Source organism: Nostoc sp. (assembly GCF_036916575.1).
Taxonomy (GTDB): Bacteria; Cyanobacteriota; Cyanobacteriia; order Cyanobacteriales; family Nostocaceae; genus Nostoc.
The window spans coordinates 62146-80836 of sequence record NZ_JBALGC010000107.1 but is presented as its reverse complement, the minus strand read 5'-3'; the positions used below and the strand labels follow the sequence as shown (position 1 = coordinate 80836).

Annotated in this window: 14 protein-coding genes, 1 tRNA gene and 3 pseudogenes; 9 read left to right on the top strand and 9 right to left on the bottom strand. The window is 41.9% G+C overall.

The window, feature by feature from the left end; translation table 11 throughout:
* Positions 1-482: 482 nt before the first annotated feature.
* Entirely contained in the window at positions 483-6095 is a 5613-nt protein-coding gene (locus V7L29_RS24125; protein WP_334737029.1) for a translocation/assembly module TamB domain-containing protein, read from the bottom strand.
* A gap of 990 nt (positions 6096-7085) precedes the next feature.
* Between V7L29_RS24125 and V7L29_RS24120 the strand changes: the two genes are divergently transcribed.
* Entirely contained in the window at positions 7086-7367 is a 282-nt protein-coding gene (locus tag V7L29_RS24120) for a hypothetical protein (protein WP_334690160.1), read from the top strand.
* 182 nt (positions 7368-7549) lie between these two features.
* Here the strand turns inward: V7L29_RS24120 and V7L29_RS24115 are convergent, their stop codons facing one another.
* The 3 genes and pseudogenes from V7L29_RS24115 to V7L29_RS24105 all read right to left on the bottom strand — a co-directional run.
* The gene (locus V7L29_RS24115) at positions 7550-7768 is read right to left on the bottom strand and encodes a hypothetical protein (RefSeq protein WP_334690159.1); all 219 of its coding nucleotides are present in this window, start codon (positions 7766-7768) and stop codon (positions 7550-7552) included.
* A 253-nt stretch (positions 7769-8021) separates the two neighbouring features.
* A pseudogene (locus V7L29_RS24110) lies at positions 8022-8531 on the bottom strand (T3SS effector HopA1 family protein); the annotation flags it as partial.
* A 29-nt stretch (positions 8532-8560) separates the two neighbouring features.
* A pseudogene (locus V7L29_RS24105) lies at positions 8561-8797 on the bottom strand (aminoglycoside phosphotransferase family protein); the annotation flags it as partial.
* A gap of 335 nt (positions 8798-9132) precedes the next feature.
* On the opposite strand from V7L29_RS24105, the gene V7L29_RS24100 reads away from it, so the two are divergent.
* Positions 9133-9750, top strand: coding sequence for a helix-turn-helix domain-containing protein (locus V7L29_RS24100; RefSeq protein WP_334737028.1), 618 nt, complete (start codon positions 9133-9135; stop codon positions 9748-9750).
* A 231-nt stretch (positions 9751-9981) separates the two neighbouring features.
* Here the strand turns inward: V7L29_RS24100 and V7L29_RS24095 are convergent, their stop codons facing one another.
* Both V7L29_RS24095 and V7L29_RS24090 read right to left on the bottom strand, forming a co-directional pair.
* Positions 9982-10326, bottom strand: coding sequence for a hypothetical protein (locus tag V7L29_RS24095; protein WP_334737027.1), 345 nt, complete (start codon positions 10324-10326; stop codon positions 9982-9984).
* Between the two features lie 8 nt (positions 10327-10334).
* Positions 10335-10544, bottom strand: coding sequence for a hypothetical protein (locus tag V7L29_RS24090; RefSeq protein WP_334690156.1), 210 nt, complete (start codon positions 10542-10544; stop codon positions 10335-10337).
* A gap of 124 nt (positions 10545-10668) precedes the next feature.
* Between V7L29_RS24090 and V7L29_RS24085 the strand changes: the two are divergent.
* Positions 10669-11430 (top strand): annotated as a pseudogene (locus tag V7L29_RS24085) (ISL3 family transposase); the annotation flags it as partial.
* A gap of 198 nt (positions 11431-11628) precedes the next feature.
* A complete protein-coding gene (locus tag V7L29_RS24080) occupies positions 11629-11874 on the top strand; it encodes a helix-turn-helix domain-containing protein (RefSeq protein WP_334737026.1) in 246 nt (81 codons plus the stop codon).
* A gap of 9 nt (positions 11875-11883) precedes the next feature.
* Here the strand turns inward: V7L29_RS24080 and V7L29_RS24075 are convergent, their stop codons facing one another.
* Positions 11884-12612, bottom strand: a complete 729-nt coding sequence (locus V7L29_RS24075) for a phospholipase D-like domain-containing protein (RefSeq protein ID WP_334690154.1) — start codon at positions 12610-12612, stop codon at positions 11884-11886.
* An 18-nt stretch (positions 12613-12630) separates the two neighbouring features.
* On the bottom strand, positions 12631-12927 hold the full coding sequence (locus V7L29_RS24070; protein ID WP_334737025.1) for a hypothetical protein: 297 nt from the start codon (positions 12925-12927) through the stop codon (positions 12631-12633).
* A gap of 220 nt (positions 12928-13147) precedes the next feature.
* On the opposite strand from V7L29_RS24070, the gene cas12k reads away from it, so the two are divergent.
* Together cas12k and V7L29_RS24060 are read left to right on the top strand one after the other, a co-directional pair.
* On the top strand, positions 13148-13645 hold the full coding sequence (cas12k, locus tag V7L29_RS24065) for a type V CRISPR-associated protein Cas12k (RefSeq protein WP_334737055.1): 498 nt from the start codon (positions 13148-13150) through the stop codon (positions 13643-13645).
* A complete protein-coding gene (locus tag V7L29_RS24060) occupies positions 13636-13848 on the top strand; it encodes a hypothetical protein (RefSeq protein ID WP_334737024.1) in 213 nt (70 codons plus the stop codon). The genes cas12k and V7L29_RS24060 overlap by 10 nt, the downstream gene beginning before the upstream one ends.
* 292 nt (positions 13849-14140) lie before the next feature.
* Here V7L29_RS24060 and V7L29_RS24055 read toward each other — a convergent pair.
* Positions 14141-14214, bottom strand: a tRNA-Pro gene (locus V7L29_RS24055).
* Positions 14215-14350: 136 nt separating this feature from the next.
* Here V7L29_RS24055 and lipA point away from each other — a divergent pair.
* From lipA to sigC, 3 genes are all read left to right on the top strand, one after another.
* Entirely contained in the window at positions 14351-15259 is a 909-nt protein-coding gene (gene lipA / locus V7L29_RS24050; protein WP_334737023.1) for a lipoyl synthase, read from the top strand.
* Between the two features lie 8 nt (positions 15260-15267).
* Entirely contained in the window at positions 15268-16203 is a 936-nt protein-coding gene (locus V7L29_RS24045) for an NAD(P)H-dependent glycerol-3-phosphate dehydrogenase (protein WP_334737054.1), read from the top strand.
* A 1100-nt stretch (positions 16204-17303) separates the two neighbouring features.
* On the top strand, positions 17304-18554 hold the full coding sequence (gene sigC / locus V7L29_RS24040; protein ID WP_334690149.1) for an RNA polymerase sigma factor SigC: 1251 nt from the start codon (positions 17304-17306) through the stop codon (positions 18552-18554).
* The last annotated feature ends 137 nt before the right edge of the window (positions 18555-18691 follow it).

Here is an 18691-nt window from a genome sequence, read left to right as displayed (position 1 = left end):
AGAGCGAACAAGTCGGGGAACCCGCCCAACGCACTGGCTTCTCTGTGTTCTCTGTGGTTCGTTTTCCGTTAACTGTGCGTAAGTCCTATATTGTTAGGACTTACGCAACGCCTATATTGTCATTGCGACCGAAACGGAGTGTAGGGAAGCAATAAGAGCGTCAGGGGGGATTACTTCTCTACGAGACGCTCCGCGTAGCTTGGTTCGACCTAGGAGTACGCTATCGCTCGTAATGACGAAATTACGTTATTTTTGCGTAAGTCCTGATTGTATTGGCTGACAATGCTATTGTATCGGCTGACAATGCCAATGTATCGGCTGACAATGCCATTGTATCGACCTGCAATGCTAATGCACTAATCTAAAATTCAATACACTTGGGTTAAGGCTTAATATCATGTCCGCTTGAATACAAGTCAATTGCAAGCGTTCGCGGAGCGTCTCGTAGATAAGGAAGAAATGCTTAATTTAACTGTATTGATCTAAAATCGGCTTTCATACTCAACTTGGAATTGATTTTCATCCCCCAAATTAGTTGAGCCTCGCATCAAAATTTCGTCATTGAGTCGATAGAGCACATTGTAACGGAAAGACTCATCATTGTTAGAAAGAGCGTGTGATAAAGAAACAGATGCGTTTTTATTGATGTCAAACACACCTTCTGCTGATAAATTAAGAACTGAACCGTTCGCTGCTTTATTAGTATTAGTAGTAGGGGTAGGAAATACCCGAAACTCACTGAAACCAATAGCCTGTCCGATCGCAGTGATAGTTCCTTGTAAACCACCTAAAATGGTCGAACTAGCGAAACCAGTCAGCCCTTGTCCTGCATTTGCTTGACCGAAAGAACCCAGAATCGAGCCACCTAGCAGAGCAACTATTTCTCCCTTACTACGGCTAGGTTCACTCGTCAGTTCTAGATTCTCGCTCAATTCACTAGCTGGCCCGTTTACGCTGGCTTGAACGGTAACGGTATTTAAAGTCCCAAAATTGTTTACAGAAACATCGCTGACTTCAGAAGACAATGGTGATTCCAAAATTTGACTGTTCCTTGTCGATGCTTCCGGTACAATTGCGGTAAGTCGCACATCTAGGGTCGGGTCAAGTCCTTGACTAGGAGTAAAGCTCGCAGTTTGTTCATAGCCCCGCGCCAAGGTAAACTGAGTGGAAAATAAGCTCAGTCGTCCTCCTGTCAAACGAATGACTCCTTCAGGAAGCGGCTTGGCTAATGTACCATTAATGGTCAAGTCGCCTTTGGCGTCAAAGCTCAATAGAGGCTGACTCAATGCCGCTCCTCCTGGTACAAAGCTCAGTAAAGATTGAGTGGTAACACGAACACCTTTGTCTAAAGTCAACTTTAAATCTGCAAACTCTATAGGTAAATTGGGTGGAGTGACTGCGCTAGTGCTACTCTTTGCTGTAATCACTGGGTTAGTGCTATTCTCTGGTGTAGCTACTGGGTTAGTGCTATTCTCTGATGTAGGTGTGACGTTAGCATTAACCTCTTCTCTATTTATGACGTTAGCGTTAGCCTCTGCTGTCGCTGCTAATTTTTTCTTTGCAGCAGCCGAGTTTCCAATAATCACCTGACCATCACTCAGTTTAATCTCTCCACCAATTACAGGTTTTAGGGCTGTTCCGCGAATTACGACATCGCCGCCAACACCGCCTTCATACAGTCCTGCAAGCTTAAAATTGAGTTTGTCTGCTATTGATACTGTTAGAGGATTTGCTGCGGCTTGCTGCGGATCAAAAATTGGCAGGATGCCTGATGCACTCACTTGCCCTTTATTGTACGTGCCTTGGATACCTTGAACACTCACAGTATTGCCATTAAATTGCGCTGTCCCTGTGACATTTGTTAGGGGATCAGATAAGGCTTGAGCGCGAAAAGTTGCATTATTAAGTGTGGCGTTTCCATTGATAATTGGTTCCTTTAAAGTCCCTTGAACGTTTAAATCTACTTTTCCTTGACCGTCTACCCAAGCGAGTTGATTGTTGGTAAACACGTTTAACAGTGCCAATCCTTCATTTTGCAGATTGGCGTTGATGCTAATTTGATTGCTATCTGGCTGCACTGCGGCAGAAGGTAATGGAGCAGGTACACTACCTGTAATTGCAAGTGGCTGAGTTCCTGTGACTAGCAAGGTACTGTCAAAATTCAAGCGAGCTTTGTTGTAGTCAAAGTTCACCTTTCCTGTTTGCACAGGTTGCTTGTTGAGAGTTGCATTCGCCAGCGCCACTTGTCCTTGGACTCTGGGGTCTTTTAAACTACCTCCCAAGGTGGCATCAGCATTCACTTTCCCAGTGATATCTACGGGGTATTTTTGGATAAAAGGCTCTAAAAGTGATAGAGGTAGACTTGCTACATTCAACTTTCCAGATAGTTGCTCAGTTCCTAACTGTCCCGAAAAAGCTACCAGTCCTTGATTGATTCCAATACTCAACGGCGAAAGTGTGACGATCCCATCAGCAAAAGTACCTTGAGCAAGGACTTGATTAATCGAGTATTCACCCCATTGCCAATTAGCACCTTGAAAATTAAAGCCGACATTTAACCCAGATTTCAATGAGCCATTAGCTGTAATTCCTCCGCTCAAAGCACCCGTTAATTCTGCAAGGGTGGGCAAAGACGCGGCTTTTTTTCTTTCTGCCTGCTGTTGTTTTACTACTGATGTTGCAATATTCGAGAAATATGCTAACTGTGTTTTCAAATCTGCGTTGGGCAAACTGACAGGCTCAGTATTAAGTACTTCTGCTCCAGCTAATTTCGGAGGCTGCAACCCGGTACCAAAGTCTTTAAAGTCAAAGATATTAAACGCTTGTAAGAGTTTCTCAATTTTGATTTGGTTTAAATTAGCTTGAACTTGAAATTGCGGGTCATTCCCTGTTTGCACATTTCCACTCAGGGCGATATTGCTATCTGCAATCCGCAATTGACCATTAGCCAAGCTAGCAGTACCATCGGCATAATTGATGGTTCCGCGAAATTCATCTGCTGCAACTCTAGCAACACGAGGCCGAGCGATCGCCACGTCTCCCGCAACTGCATAATTATTCAGATTGACAACTAAATTTCCCGATAATTGCCCCGCCAGAGGTTTCAGTTGATTGTTAGGTAAAAAGCCCCCAATCAGAGCGATGGGAAACTGTTGGGCGTTGATGAGCAAGTTATCTCCTTCAGTTCTACCTGTGGTAACTGCTTCATCGCGCTGGACTAAAAATGAAGTTGGGCGATAATCTGCACCCAGGTTAAGCGCAATCCTGTCTTGCTTTCCAGCTAGTTGCAGACTTGCTCCCTGTCCCCCCTGAAAATTCACGTTTCCAGTTAAAACTGGGTCAAACGCTAAATTACTAACCTGAAAATTCCGCAGCCTGATATTGCCATTAGCTTGAGGTACATCTGGAGTGCCTGTAACTTTTCCCTTAAAATCAAGTAGCCCTGCTAGTGCTACGTCACCAGGAACTTTAAAGCCTGTATTTTTGAGGTTGAAATTCTGCGCCAATACATTCAGATTAAATCCCGTAATTTGGGGTGCGCCAGTTGGTGGAGTCTGAACAGCGATCGCACCATTAGCACTCAGTCCTGAGGTAGTTGCGTTTTCAACGATAATCTGCTGTCCATTCCACTGCACTTGCGCTGTCAGCGGTTGTGCTAGCAGCGCTAACCCTTGAGATAGGCGGATTTGTCCGGCGGCTCGAATATCTGCAAGCTGGAAAGATTTTGCTGTGCCTGCGAATTGGATATTACTATTGAGCCGTCCTCCCAATTGTGGTGAGAAACGGTTGAGTTGAATTTGGGAAGTGTTGGCAAGCACTTGCCAGCGACCACGATTAAAGCTAACATTCCTAAGATTAACCGTACCTCCTGCTACATTCAGCCTTGCTTGTCCTGTGGCTTGAATGGTTGAGGGTTGGAAAGAAGCAGTGCTTCCTGACAAATTCAAGGCGACATTGCTTAAAACTCCCTGAAACTGGGGTGGTATCTGTCCAAAACGACTCAATTGCAGTTTTTGGGTATTCACAAAAGCTTGCCAGCGTTGTTGTACAACTTGACCTCTAGCCCTGATTGTCCCGCCTGCCACATTCAAAACTGCATCCGGAAAAAGGATATTCTCCCCTTGTTTAGCAATAACAGCTTGACCCGTAATCGGATAGGTGGCTGTAGGCGCTTGCACCCGCGCTACTGTTTGCAGGTTGCTCAGAGTGCCAGAAATATTGGCATTTGCCGATACATTCCCAATGGTGATCGAGGGTGAGGAGTTGTATGCTTTAGCGATCGCATCCCCTGGTAAATTTTTTGCTTGCACATTAAATGATACCCTGCCTTTGGGTGCAAGCTGAAGTTGACCGTTGGCTGTGACTTGCCCTCCTACCTCTGGATTTGCCTGAACGCGAGAAACATTTACATTTAAGGGTGTACCTAGAGAGCCAGAAATTTTGGCGTTTGCAGATATACCACCAACATTAATCGGAGTTGAGATGCCGTAACCTTGAGCGATCGCATTTCCTGGTAAACCTTGAGCTTGAATATTTACGCCTACCTGACCTTGGGGAGCTAGTTGAATTTGACCATTGGCTGTGATTTGCCCCCCGGCTGGCGGCGTTACTTGAACACTAGTAATATCAAGTTTCAAGGGCTGTTTGCCAAGTGAACCAGAAACTTTTGCTTTTGCTGAAACATTCCCAACTGCGATCGGTAGAGTCACTCCATAGCTGCGTGCTAGTATATCCCCTGATACACCATCAACTTGAGCATTAAATATTGCCGAGCCTTTGGGGCCAAGTTTAGCTTGACCACCTCCAGTGATTTGACCACCTGCTGCGGGGACTATTTTCAGATTAGAGACGGCAATTTGAGATGCAGTTTTAGATACATTTAAGCGAAAGTCAGTGTTTACGGTTTGGAATTGAACACGATCAACTTGAATAGGTTTTGTGTTACTTACTGTACCGCTAAGGATTGGCTCCTGAAGTGCACCTAGTACCTGAATATTTGCTTGAACTTCGCCAGCAGATGGGACTGACGATTTTACTCTCAGGGTGTCTAAGATATTTTTCGCACTAACTGGTTTTATCTGAGCTGCGACATTAAAACCAGTTTGAGTATTAATTGTTCCATTTGCCAGAATCGGAACTTTGCCAAAGTTCGTATTCAGATTTTCTAAAGCAACTGTCTGACCCTGAAATATAAATCTCCCATTCAAATTAGAAACCTGCTGAGGAATATTTTGAATTTTAGCAGTGACTTGATTAGCTGTAGCTGTTCCGGTAATCGCTATTTCTGACAGTTTGGGTGGAATCTGAACCCCTAAGTCAGCATTTAAATACCCTGCTTGCAAGGCAATTGGCAACTGAATTAATCGACTAACCTCTGATACTTGTAAATTTTGTGCTTGCAGCTTGAGGTTAGTTTGTTGAGCTTTCAGTTGTGTTTCGCCAACGATTTTAACACCGCCTCCCCTAGTGAGTTGAGCATTGATGTCATAAGCGATTCTTTGATTTCGATCTGAAAATCGGGCAACACCACCAACTTGATCTAATATTACTGAGCCTTTCGGTTTAGTTGGTGCGGCGAATGGCATCAACTCTACATCACCATCTTGAATTTGAAGTGTCTGCAACTCAGTTTGGATGAAGCCTTGTCCCTCCCCAGCCTTAACTTGGGCTGTAACCCAACGACCATCCTGATCCTGTTGAATGTAGACATTGGGCTGAACTAATATAACATTTAATAGCAGTTTTCGGGTGAGGAGAAGTTGCAACGGCGAGAACTCTACCTCCAAAGCTTTTGCTACGACCTGATCTTGATCATTAAGAGTTCCTAGTATCGAAAGAGAGCTAAATCTTAGACTAGAAAGCGAAAAACGTTCAACATTCCCTACTTTTACTGGACGCCCAAGCAATTGCTGAAGATTTTGTTGCACTAATGGTGCTAAATCCTTATATACATAGCTTCTAGCCCACCAAGCACCGACTCCAATTCCAACCAGTAAAACTCCACCCACAGCCAAACTGGTACGTCCTAAGATGAAGAGCCATAAACGACGGTTAGATGGTTTCTGATTATTTTCTGAATTTGGAAAGTGCTTCATTATCGTTATCGTTACTAGTACTTTTTTCTGGAGTGAGTCTAGAGACAGACTAGTCGCAGCTGTATCAGCAAGTTACAAGCTATCGTTTCACAATATTAGCCCTTACGCAAGAACTTTCCGGCAAGGCACTTCTCAACTCTTGGAGAGCCTGCGTCAATGAGACGCTCCGTAAATGCGTCTATGTTATTTTGTAATTTTGCGTAATTCCTGAATTTATTTCGAGTCATAGTTTATCGCCAGACATGAATCTTCTGGGTATTAAACTTGAGAAATTTTGCTGGAATTAAGAGAATTATTTAGGATTTACTCAAGTTGAGCATTCATGGTATTTACTTATTTTTTATGTTAACTTTGGAAAATTTATACTTATTCAAATTTCTGTCTTTAGATAGATTCAGTATATTTAAGTATTAATTATGAGATAATCAGCAATAGGTAATAGTTTGAATCTTAAATCGCTTTGTGACAACTCCTGTATATACAACCCTATTTATAAAATTTAATTGTTGTAGAATCTAACCTACTATAGATGACGATAGTCAGTAATTTTAGATTTAAGATAGCATTATATGCGATCGCACTGACAAAATATTCGTGAACAAACTTTAGGTTTATGCCAAATTATCATTCGACTTTTCTGTTTGACTAGGAACTGTTTCCTTATTCATCACTATTTACCCAAACTTATATATCAAGCGTAGTTCTTCTGTGGTAAGGTACACACCAGTTGATTACTATAAATTCGCCTGACCAGCACAAATGATATTACTTTGCTTTTGAGTGGAATGACTCAAGCCTATTGGTAATGCATTCATCTATTACGATAGCAACAATAATAGATTGATTGAGAGTGGCGAACAACTGTACTTTACTTATGCTAGTAACAGTCAAATTACTGCAACCTTGAGAGCATCGGGAATTACTATGTTGGAACTTTAGCTTTTAGTCGTGAAATCAATAAAAAGGGTTTGCAAGCTGGTAAACTTGTGAGTGCGATGTCTACGACGGGCTGCGCCTACGCTAAAATTTGTGGTGGCGGTGGCGGTGGAAGACCGAACTTATAGAATTGTCGATTATGTTCGTCGAGAATCTGGAACTGCTGGCCAATTAGATGAATGCTATATTCGCTGGTCTGTGATTGCTGAGGTGGACAAAGATTACTTAGCTTTATCCTGGGATGGATTTACCTATAGTTTAACAGCCGATGAACACATAGAACAACGTACTCAATTTCCTTTCTGGAATCATATTCCTGGATTTTTGATAAATTAGCTAATCATTGCCAAGCTCAGTGGACACATCTTAATCTCGATCAGCTTGTTCTGCATGATATGTGGGATAAATATCTCAATAGATCAATAAATGGTATTAACTGTATAAATCGCTCTACTTAATGATTTATGAATAACAAGATTCCCGACTTTTTATAAAAGTCAGGAATCTGAGCCTTTCGATTACTCGTTTGTGAATCCACTCAATTCATCATCTGGTTCATCAATCATTTCTGGTACTAAAGCTGGGTTACTCCTACGTTCTTCTGGTGATTGCTCCCGAATAACATCGTCTATTCTCGCAGGGTGTTTGATTTTGTCCAGTACCTCTGGACTTAATTGCGATGGTTCGCCTTCTGGATTTGACTTTTCTGCTTGACTAGGAACTGTTTCCTTATTCATCACTATTTCCCCAAACTTATACACCAAGCTTAAGTTCTTCTGTGGTGAGATACACACTATCTTGAGACCTATTTCACACAGTGTAGGTAAAAAAGGCGACGCAGAATAGCCCGCCCTAGTTTGCGGTAAAACGGTAAATCGCACTCGGGGAAATTATTTGTTACATGACTAACTTCGCTAGCTGAGGCTACTTTAGGCAATGCAAGATCAGTTAGTTTCATTGGTCTAACGGTGTGTAGATGTCAATTCGGCTTTGACAGCGATTCATCCCAAAACTCTCTACAGCAGCAAATTTACAATCTGGTTCTTCTGCTAGAGCAAGTCCAGGCGCAAGTAACTTTGTAAATAGGGGTACTTCGGTGCGAAAATGCGTAGGCGTTCGCGTAGCGTCTCGTAGAGAAGCCCGCCGTAGGCATCGCTTTTCTGGATAAACACTTCTTAGCACTTGCCAGATTGCTTCATAGTTACTTTTCTCAAAGTAGAGAACTCCACTGTCATAGCGTCCGTAATCAGAAGGGTTGTATAGCACTTTAAAGGTGAAAGGAATTCTGATTTGATTCAGTTCCCGTGTCAGGCTTTCCATGAGTGCGATCGCACCATACGGTGTCAAGTTAAAGTAAACTCTGACTGTCTGAGGATAAGTGTCTGGGCCGGCATCGCTAACAGCCATGTAAAATCCGTTTTGAACTAAATTACAAGGCATACGGATAGCGACTAAGTTGCCTACAGATGCCAATTGCTCGGCAGGTTGTAAATGGCGATCGCTGTTGGAAAAATATTTTTCTTTGTCTAAAAATCAGCTAGATCACAATAGTTGTTGAGGTAGTTAAAAACGATAATTGAGTGATTTGCATCAAAATATAAAGCCTCTGAAAGCATTAGGTGGATGTGACTGAGTTCACGAGTTTGTTGAAGCAGCTGGTGAATTCGCCATTCACTCAAAAATTCACCCGCTGTTTTTCCTTCTTGATTGTGACGCTCCTGTTTGACGAGGAGTTGGCGACCATCTTGTAAACTCAGTAATAAGTTATTCAATGAGTTATGTTTTAATTATTCAAATATTTAATATTCAAAAATAAAAGTACTTTTCTCTGAAAAACTACAGTGCAGTAGTGCGTCACTACTCCAAATCATCTAATTTGAAACTGAGACTATGTTTTTGTTGTAGATAGTACTGTTTTTACCTTGTCACACTACCAAAGCCTGAAAAGCCACACTTATGACCGTTCACCCGATTTATGTGAAGTTTTGTAACGAGTTGTGGAATTCTCAGAGTTTTGATTCAGAGAAGTAACAAAGGTTCTCAAGGATGATCCAGATTAATTTCTATCTGGGCATTGCAAGTTATACCAGGAGGAATTGCTGTGGACAAGCAAGGTCTATACTTAACAGCGTTTCAGCGCAAGCTTCTATTGAAAAGTCTAGAAACAGATTTACGTCCAGAGTACCGCCGTCGCATTGAAATTATGTTGTTGGCAGATGTAGGCCAATCTCAGACTCAAATTTGTGAAGCTCTAGGATGCACTCAGGAGACGGCACGGCACTGGATTATGATCGCCCAAACAGGTCAAGCTCACCATTGGAGCGATCGCGCAATGGGTCGCCCCAAGGCTGTTAATGAGCAATATCTCGCTCGTTTGCAACAACTAGCAAGCCATAGTCCGCGTGAGTATGGCTATCCATTTGAACGCTGGACAGGGCAATGGTTAAGCAAGCATCTGGCAAAAGAGATGGGAATTAAAGTTAGTGCTTGCCACATTAACCGCTTGCTCAAAGAAATGGGACTTTCGACTCGACAGACACGCAAAACTGCCGAGAAAGAAACTAATAACACAAAGAATTCTCGGATTACTATTGGCAACCTGCTACCAAATCCAGAGCCTGATTTTCGTTGGTCATTGAATTTCGCTAAGACAAGTGTACATTCGCAAATTAAATGTCGCGATTCGCAGATAGTGTCGCAACCGCATCTAAATAAGTAACCATCTTTTGTTTAGCAATAGTTGGTGGAAAGCAAAGTGATATAATACCTAATTTTTTAGTGGGACTTAAACATTTTTGAAGCAGAAACAAGCCTCAAACCCTTATAGGACAAGGAAAATACACCAAAAGCTTAAAAATGCTTGAAACCCAGATATATCAATAAAATAGGCAAAATGATGTCAAAGTCTTTCTGTATATACATTTGAGTGTTTTTTCTGGCTATTTTTTGTCTAAGTCCCATTAGGAGATGTATGTCGGACTTTTACCCCAGAAGCACTACTTTGAACCGCCGATCTAAATATCCTAGTGTTGAACTGATGGAAGAAAAAATCATTGTGCCATTCAAAACCATTGGTAATTTGCACAAGACCAAGACGTTGATTATGTAAAAATTTATCTGACTCTGGAACAATTAGAGAACTACCAAGAAGTCCAACTGCTTGTTCTGTCATTGCAAAAAGAAAGTCGCTTTTTTTCAGAATAAATCCATTTGGAATTTCTCTAATATAATATTTTGTCTTATTGCCCTGATCGCGGTAGCCACCACTCTCATAAAAAGAGCCTAGTGTTAACAATATATAGTCTAGTCAGATTTATCAGTAGTAAAAAACTCACCTTTAAAAGCAAATCCATGTTTTATAGAGCAAATATCCTCTAACTTCTTCTCTACCCACCCATCGCCTTTTTGGGTAAATATGGCGTTTAGATAGCTTTCAAAGAGTTCGCGGGAGTTGGTGAGGTTCTTTTCGGTGTTGGCAATCGCTCTATCAATCCCCTCAAACACCTCATTCAAAATAGCTACAATCCGCTTTTGTTCATGAAGTGGTGGGACTGGAATTGTAAAATTTACGGTTCTTGCGTAACTTTTATGGTAGGAATGAAAATTGAGCCAATTTTCATAATTTTATGCGTTCGCTATGAAATTTCTCGTAGTTCAAATTCTTAATCTCCCAGAGATGAAAGTGTTAGACTGTCTTCGCGTAGCGTCTCGCAGAGAAGAAATTGAAGGCATGGGAATAGTTATAGCAATAAAGAAATCTGTGAATTATTTTACTTGTCCCTCGTGTAGAAAAATTACTCACAGTATATATCAAAATCATTGGCGGATGATTCATGATTTATGTTGGAGTGAGAGAACAGTTATATTAAAAATAAATCGTCGTCAATTCAAATGTAATAAATGTAAAAAAGTCTTTATTTAAAAGCTAAACATTGTAGAGCCAAGCAAAGGATATACTAAAAGATTAGCGGCTGACATAATTCAACAAGTATTAGATAGCAATATTCATCGTGTCGCCCAAAGAAATGACTTAAGCGATGAAGAAGTTGAATCAATGTTAAAAGGACAAGTATCACAAATATTAAACATAAATTTCATTCAATTAAAAAGGTTAGGCATAGATGAAATTGCCTTGGTTAAAGGTCAAGGAAATTATTTAGCAGTGTTAGGAGATTTGGATACTCATAAACCCATTGAAATAGTGAAGTCCAGAAGAATGGAAGAAATCCGGGAAGTTCTTGTAAGTTGGGGTGTTAAGGTGCTGGAACAAATCCAAGAAGTGAGTATTGATCTCTGGTCGCCTTATAAAAGTTTAGTAGAAGAATTAATGCCTAACGCCAATGTAACTGCTGATAGATTTCATGTAATGAAACAAGTAAATGATGAGTTAGATGCTATATCGCAGCCTCTTCCCGGAGAGCGATCGCTTTTGTTTTTGTTTACAATTTAATCTACGTGACACGTAGATTTGCGTTAAGTGTAGATTAATAAAACTTACAGTGTCATATATCTACTTGTTAAATAGAATACTGACGAGTAAATAAATCTACATCTAGCAGCGACTAAACTGGTGATGTAGTCTATATCTGAGAATCAAGTGATTCGCTGCAAATTAAATGAAGTGATGGCGCGAAAGCGGGTTAAAAATAAGGACTTGGCCAAGATATTTAGTATAAATTATAACTCAGTTTATAGATTACGTAAGGTTGATGAAATGCCAAGATTAGCGCCGGAACGATTGAATGGCATTTGTAAAGCTTTGAATTGTCAATCAGGGGAACTGTTGGAATATGTATCAGATGAAGGTGAAGAAAATGTTGTTTCTCAGGTTGATATAGTTTGAGAGTGATCGCTACAACAATAAAATCCCAGGAATAGGACGCAGGATTTTGTGAGACACCAAACTGTCAAACTGCAAGCGCAACGCTTGAGCTGTTGCTGAGTCAGTGAGCAACACACCTGCTTCAATATTGCGTTCGTGGGCGGCTTCTGTAAAATTAGCTGATGTAATTAACACAAATTCCTCATCTACAACAATGCACTTGGCGTGCAAAGATGACTTTTGCTTAACATCCACTGCTAGCGAGCGCGAATCATAAAAAACTTCTGGTAATCTGTTTCCTGTCCAGATATCGCGGCGAAAGGTGTGTGCAAATTCTCTCAATAAAACTGACTCTGCTACTTTACTGTGATGTGGACGTTGGATGTTAAGAAACATTTGTACATATAGTTCCGGGTTAGTATCCATACGTTCTGCAAGTACCTGGAATAATTTTCGCGCTTTCTCGCCTTTATCAATAGTAAAGCTGGAGATGAGAACACTTTTTGGTGTTGCATAATAAAGAGATGAATTGAGGTGTTCTACTGTGCAATGTCCATACTGTGGGTCTACTGAGATTAGAAAAAATGGTACCTGTTGGCAAGAACAATATTTGGGTAAAAAGAAGATGTACAAACCCATGTCTTCCCACTTTGACCATAACTGCTGTACTTCTTTACACCGATGTATTGGCCCGTTGTCCTGCACTATGACTCTGATGCGTCCACACTTTTGGGCAACAGAAGCCTCAACCTCGATCATCTGAATATAAGATTTGCGTCAAACGCCTCCAATTACCAGACCGTAAACGAAACTAATTAACGGTTGAAGAAAGCCAATAATAGTTAACCTTCGACCCCGACGCTTGCTTTGTTCTAAACGTTTTTGTTCGCCTCGGAAGTAATAGCTATAACTTGGTTCACTCCAAGCACAAAAGCCTGATTCATCCATATACTTTAAATTTATTTCTCCAACAGCAGTAGATAATTCCAGCATTTCTAAGTCTGCCTGTTTGATTTGCTGTATTACTGGGTCTTGCTTTCCTTTATGACTTTTTCTCGTTCGTTTCCAAATCATTTGCGCCCTGCTTTTTCCCAAAGTCCCTCTATTCCTAGCTCTCGCCATTTATGCAAAACTTCTCGTACTGTCTATGCAGTCCAATTAAAGTGAGTCGCTATTTTCTCTACATACCAACCATGTGCGCTCAATCTAATTACCTCTGCTCTGTCTTTTACCTTCTGCGGTACATCTGCTGTTCTCAGGTTAAAAAGAGTTCTATCTTGCTCTCTAGTCAGAAATACCCTTAAACGGCTGCCCATATCCCTGTTACCTTTATCGAAAATTCTACGTATTTACTTATCTTTACATAGTTTGGTTTTTCCACCTCGTTCTACTTAGGCGTAAAAAAGAAATAGAACTTGAACGCTTAAAAAATCAAATCAAAAGTCGGAAACCCAAAGGACGAGATTTAACAGGAGAAAAATGGCTAGAAACTTTGTCAGAGGTGGTTAATAAAATCCCTCAGAATGAAGATGAAGCTAAATCTTGGCAAGCTAGACTCCTGAGAGGAAATAGCTATATGCCATATCCTGTTGATTATGAAACCAATACAGACCTAACTTGGTTGACAAATGATAAAGGTCGTATCTTTGTCAAATTTAATGGAATAAATAAACGAATGAATGAACCATTATTTGAGGTTTATTGTGATTCTCGCCAGCTTCACTATTTTCAACGCTTCTGTCAAGACTGGCAAATTTGGCATGATGACGAAAAAATATATTCTTGGGACTAGATAAACCAGCAACCGTTGCTGTGATAGATGCTGCTAACAATAAAGTTCTAACTTATCGCAGTGTTAAACAACTACTGGGCAAACGTTACAATCTTCTCAACCACGAGCGACAACAACAGCAACGCCTATCTCATGAACGTCACAAAGCTCAGAAACAGAATGCACCCAACTCCTTTGGTGAATCAGAGTTAGGGCATCGGTGAGAGGTTAAGATAATATTATTTTTGTCAATTAGAAATTATGCTGAAAATTTGGAAAAGCAGAGCTCTTTTCTCTCCCTCTAACCCTCTAATTTTGGCGAAGGTATTGTAGGAATAGGAAGACTTAGGCTAGAGTGGTGTATTGCATCCACATGAAAACCACTATAGTGAGATGAATACGACTTTAAGTAAGAAAATCATCTCTGGAACGAGTATGACACATTATTTGTCGTTTTAGGGTTTTTGACAAACAATGTGTCGCCACGGACAAATAATTTGTCGCTCTACAGACAAATCGGGATGACTGGATTCGAACCAGCGGCCCCTTCGTCCCGAACGAAGTGCGCTACCAAGCTGCGCCACATCCCGCCATAAAAATGGCATTATGAATTAAGAATATCACAACCTGTGCCAAATCACAGAATTACATCTATATATGATCACTTTATCCAAGGCTTTGCTTGCTACGATTAAATTTGTATAACTCTAGTGGTAAAAGCGGATTGTGACTGTAAAACCAGACTGGTTGCGGGTGAAAGCACCTCAGCGTGAGCGCATCGGTAACGTTAAAGACGTTTTGCGGGATTTAGCCCTCAATACAGTTTGTGAGGAAGCGTCCTGTCCAAATATTGGTGAATGCTTCAACGCCGGGACTGCCACGTTTTTGATTATGGGCCCGGCTTGTACACGCGCTTGTCCCTACTGCGATATTGATTTTGAGAAAAAACCCAAACCACTAGACCCCACCGAACCTTCACGACTAGCAAAAGCTGTTCACCGCATGAAACTTAATCATGTGGTAATCACTTCTGTAAACCGAGATGACTTGCTTGATGGTGGTGCATCTCAGTTTATGGCGTGTATTCATGCGGTTCGCTCTGTTTCACCCAACACGACAATTGAGGTACTAATTCCTGACTTGTGCGGTAATTTGAATGCTCTAGAGTTGATTCTACAAGCTGCGCCAGAGGTATTAAACCACAATACGGAAACTGTTCCACGCCTATATCGCCGGGTGCGTCCCCAAGGAAACTATGATCGCACATTAGAATTATTGCAGCGCTCTCGCCAAGTTTCTCCTAGCACATACACTAAATCCGGGATCATGGTTGGACTCGGTGAAACTGATGCCGAAATCCGCCAAGTCATGCAAGACTTGCGAACTGTAGATTGCGACATTTTGACAATTGGGCAATACCTCCAACCGAGTCAAAAACACTTACAGGTAAATGAATTTATCCACCCAGAACAATTTGCTGCTTGGAAGGCATTCGGCGAAGAAATCGGATTTTTACAAGTTGTTTCTTCGCCATTGACAAGAAGCTCATATCATGCAGAACAAGTCAGGGAATTAATGGAACGTTACCCTCGTTCCAAAAGTGATGAGTTAGGAGTTATGAGTTATGAGTTATGAGTGAGCAGATGTACTCCAACTCAAAATTCTCCGTAGCAATTCTGGGTGCAGGTGCTTGGGGTGCATCTCTGGCAAATCTAGCCGCAGCGAATGGTCATAGGGTGCGCGTCTGGTCACGTCAAGGTTCCCAAACTCTCCAAGTAGTGCTACAAGATGTCCAAATAGTCCTGTCCGCTATCTCAATGATTGGTGTGAGGGATGTTGCTTCCCAAGTTCGCTCTTTCCCCCTTTCTCCAGAGACAATTTTTGTAACAGCGACGAAAGGCTTAGACCCTCAAACTACCTGCACGCCGTCGCAAATTTGGCAAACAGTATTCCCTAACCATGCAGTGGTTGTCCTGTCTGGACCTAATTTATCTAAAGAAATTCAACTAGAATTACCAGCAGCAACGGTAGTAGCCAGTAATATTCCCACGGCTGCTAAAGTAGTGCAGTTAGTATTTTCTTCTCAACGTTTTCGAGTATATACCAATCCCGATCCCTTGGGGGTGGAACTGGGGGGAACACTGAAAAATGTCATTGCGATCGCAGCTGGTGTGTGCGATGGTTTACAACTGGGAACCAATGCCAAAGCTGCTTTAGTCACCCGTGGACTTACAGAAATGGTTCGCATTGGCAATGACTGGGGTGCAAAGACGGAAACATTTTATGGTTTATCGGGTCTAGGAGATCTGTTAGCAACGTGCAATAGTCCTTTAAGTCGCAATTATCAAGTCGGCTACCAGCTAGCTGGTGGTAAGTCACTTACAGAAACTCTCACAAATTTACAAGGAACTGCTGAAGGAGTAAACACTTGTCGGGTTTTGATGCAACGAGCCAAGCAACAAAACATAGTTGTCCCGATTACCGAGCAAGTTTATCGGTTACTTCAAGGTGAAGTCACACCGCGACAAGCACTTGATGAACTGATGCTGCGAGATATCAAGCCAGAGTACAACTACTAGTACCGCAAGGCGGAATTCAAAATTTGTTTTGGAAAGTTGAGCCACTGCGTTGGTGTTAGCGCAGCGTAAAGTCTACGGCATAGCAATTCTTAGAGACGCTGCGCGTAGCTTGCTTAAGAGCAGGGGTACGCTTAGAGCGACGTAGCAGCGTCGGCAGTCCGGTCTTCTCCCAAAGGGAGACGCCAAAGGCGATGGGGGTTTCCTCCATGAGGAACTGCCGTTAGCGTAGCGGTAGCGAGTAATCGAGCGTCAAGGGTCTCCCGGCTTGTCCCTTGCGCGTCTCACGCCACTTGCTACAACTGGGGGAAAATACGCAACGCAGTGACTCCCCTTCTTACTATTGGGAGAGGCTAGCGCCTGCCGTAGGATGCCCAAAGGGCTGTAGGGAGAAGCAAGTGGCGTCTGTTCGCTGTCAGCCAACGCATCCTGCGGAATCTTGCTATAGACTTTCCGTAAAATTAAAAATTCAAACAGGTATACAGCGTAAGTGTTTCATTGACTTGGAATGGGTGGTTTATTTACGCCATGCTGTACTAGTTAATAGTCTGTGAAGTTGAAATTAACGGGTTAATACTGACACGGAAGAGGACGCGTCACTTACTCTTTGGGTCTTCTATATCCGTGTCGATAGAATTTTTGCCGTTAATACTAATCACTTACCCGATATTGATTAGTTCTACTTATACCTGAATAATCCTGAGAAAAAATTGGTAAATCGTCAGGATATTACTTTTATAGCCATGTAAATGTGACTATGCCAATTATAAAGATGACATTCACTGAAGGATGTTTATACTGGGTTACAAAAATGACTATCAGAAAGCATCAAGGTTGAAATGTTAACTAAGTAGTTTAAATATTGAAAACCTAGCTGTGGATTTGAATAGCTATTGGTTCAATTAAAAGTTTAGCAGCAGATTAAGTTCAGTAATACTGTATCCAATAAAACCTTTACAGTTCATTTCTAAAAAAATTGTAATGGAACCTTCAACCGTGTTAGTTCATCGTGAATCACGGGAACAATAGCAACAGTTGAATAGCTGACCGTAATCTAAGCTGACCGAAATCTATTGTTACCTGGAGCCATTGAGACGATCTTTATGCCAGCAACATCTTTTTATGCAGACGCCCCCTATAATACCAAAAAGTCCCGCCAGGCTTTGGACTCGGATCTCACGGTTGATGAAAGTGAGTTATCAGTAGATGACCTACAGGAGCTGGAGATGGCTTCTGTTGACCATGCTAACTTTGCTGCTAACACTAACCGTCGTAGTACAGACCTAGTACGTCTATATCTTCAAGAAATTGGTCGAGTTCGCTTGTTAGGGCGGGATGAAGAGGTTTCAGAAGCTCAAAAAGTCCAACGCTACTTGCGGATGCGGATAGTGCTTGCTAATGCCGCAAAGCAAGGGGATGAAGTGATTACGCCCTATCTGCGGTTAATTGAAGTTCAAGAACGTCTGACCTCCGAACTAGGACATCGCCCGTCTTTGGAAAGATGGGCTGCCACTGCTGGCATAATGGTACCGGATCTCAGACCGACTTTGGCAGATGGCAAACGTCGCTGGGCTGAAATTGCCAAGTTGACAGTAGAAGAGTTGGAGCAAATTCAGTCCCAAGGACTGCAAGCAAAAGAACACATGATCAAGGCTAATCTTCGCCTAGTTGTGTCTGTTGCTAAGAAGTATCAAAATCGCGGTTTAGAATTATTGGATTTAGTCCAAGAAGGCACACTGGGTTTGGAGCGGGCTGTAGAAAAATTTGACCCCACTAAGGGTTATCGCTTCAGTACCTATGCTTACTGGTGGATTCGTCAGGGAATTACACGGGCGATCGCTACTTCTAGTCGCACGATCCGTCTACCTGTTCATATTACCGAAAAGTTAAACAAAATCAAAAAGGCCCAACGCAAAATTGCTCAAGAAAAAGGTCGCACCCCAACTCTAGAAGACTTAGCTACTGAGTTAGAGATGACACCGACCCAAGTAAGAGAAGTTTTGTTGCGGGTTCCTCGCTCCGTTTCTTTAGAAACCAAGGTAGGCAAGGATAAAGACACTGAGTTAGGCGAATTACTTGAAACTGACAGTGTAACCCCAGAAGAGATGTTAATGCGAGAATCTTTACAAAGAGATTTGCATCATCTTCTGTCAGATTTGACTAGTCGGGAGCGCGATGTAATTTTGATGCGGTTTGGTTTGGCAGATGGTCATCCTTATTCTTTAGCAGAAATTGGACGCGCTCTTGACTTATCGCGGGAACGAGTCCGACAAATTGAATCCAAGGCTTTGCAAAAGCTACGTCAACCCAAGCGACGCAACCTCATCCGCGACTATTTGGAGTCTCTAAGTTAGTCATTTGTCATTAGTCATCTCTTACAAAGTTCTGATCGCCGGAAACCGACGCTCAGACTTTGCGCTTTGTCATTAGAAAACTGCGCTTGACAAATGACTAAGGACAAAGGACTGATTTGATCCCCAGGTCAAAAGCC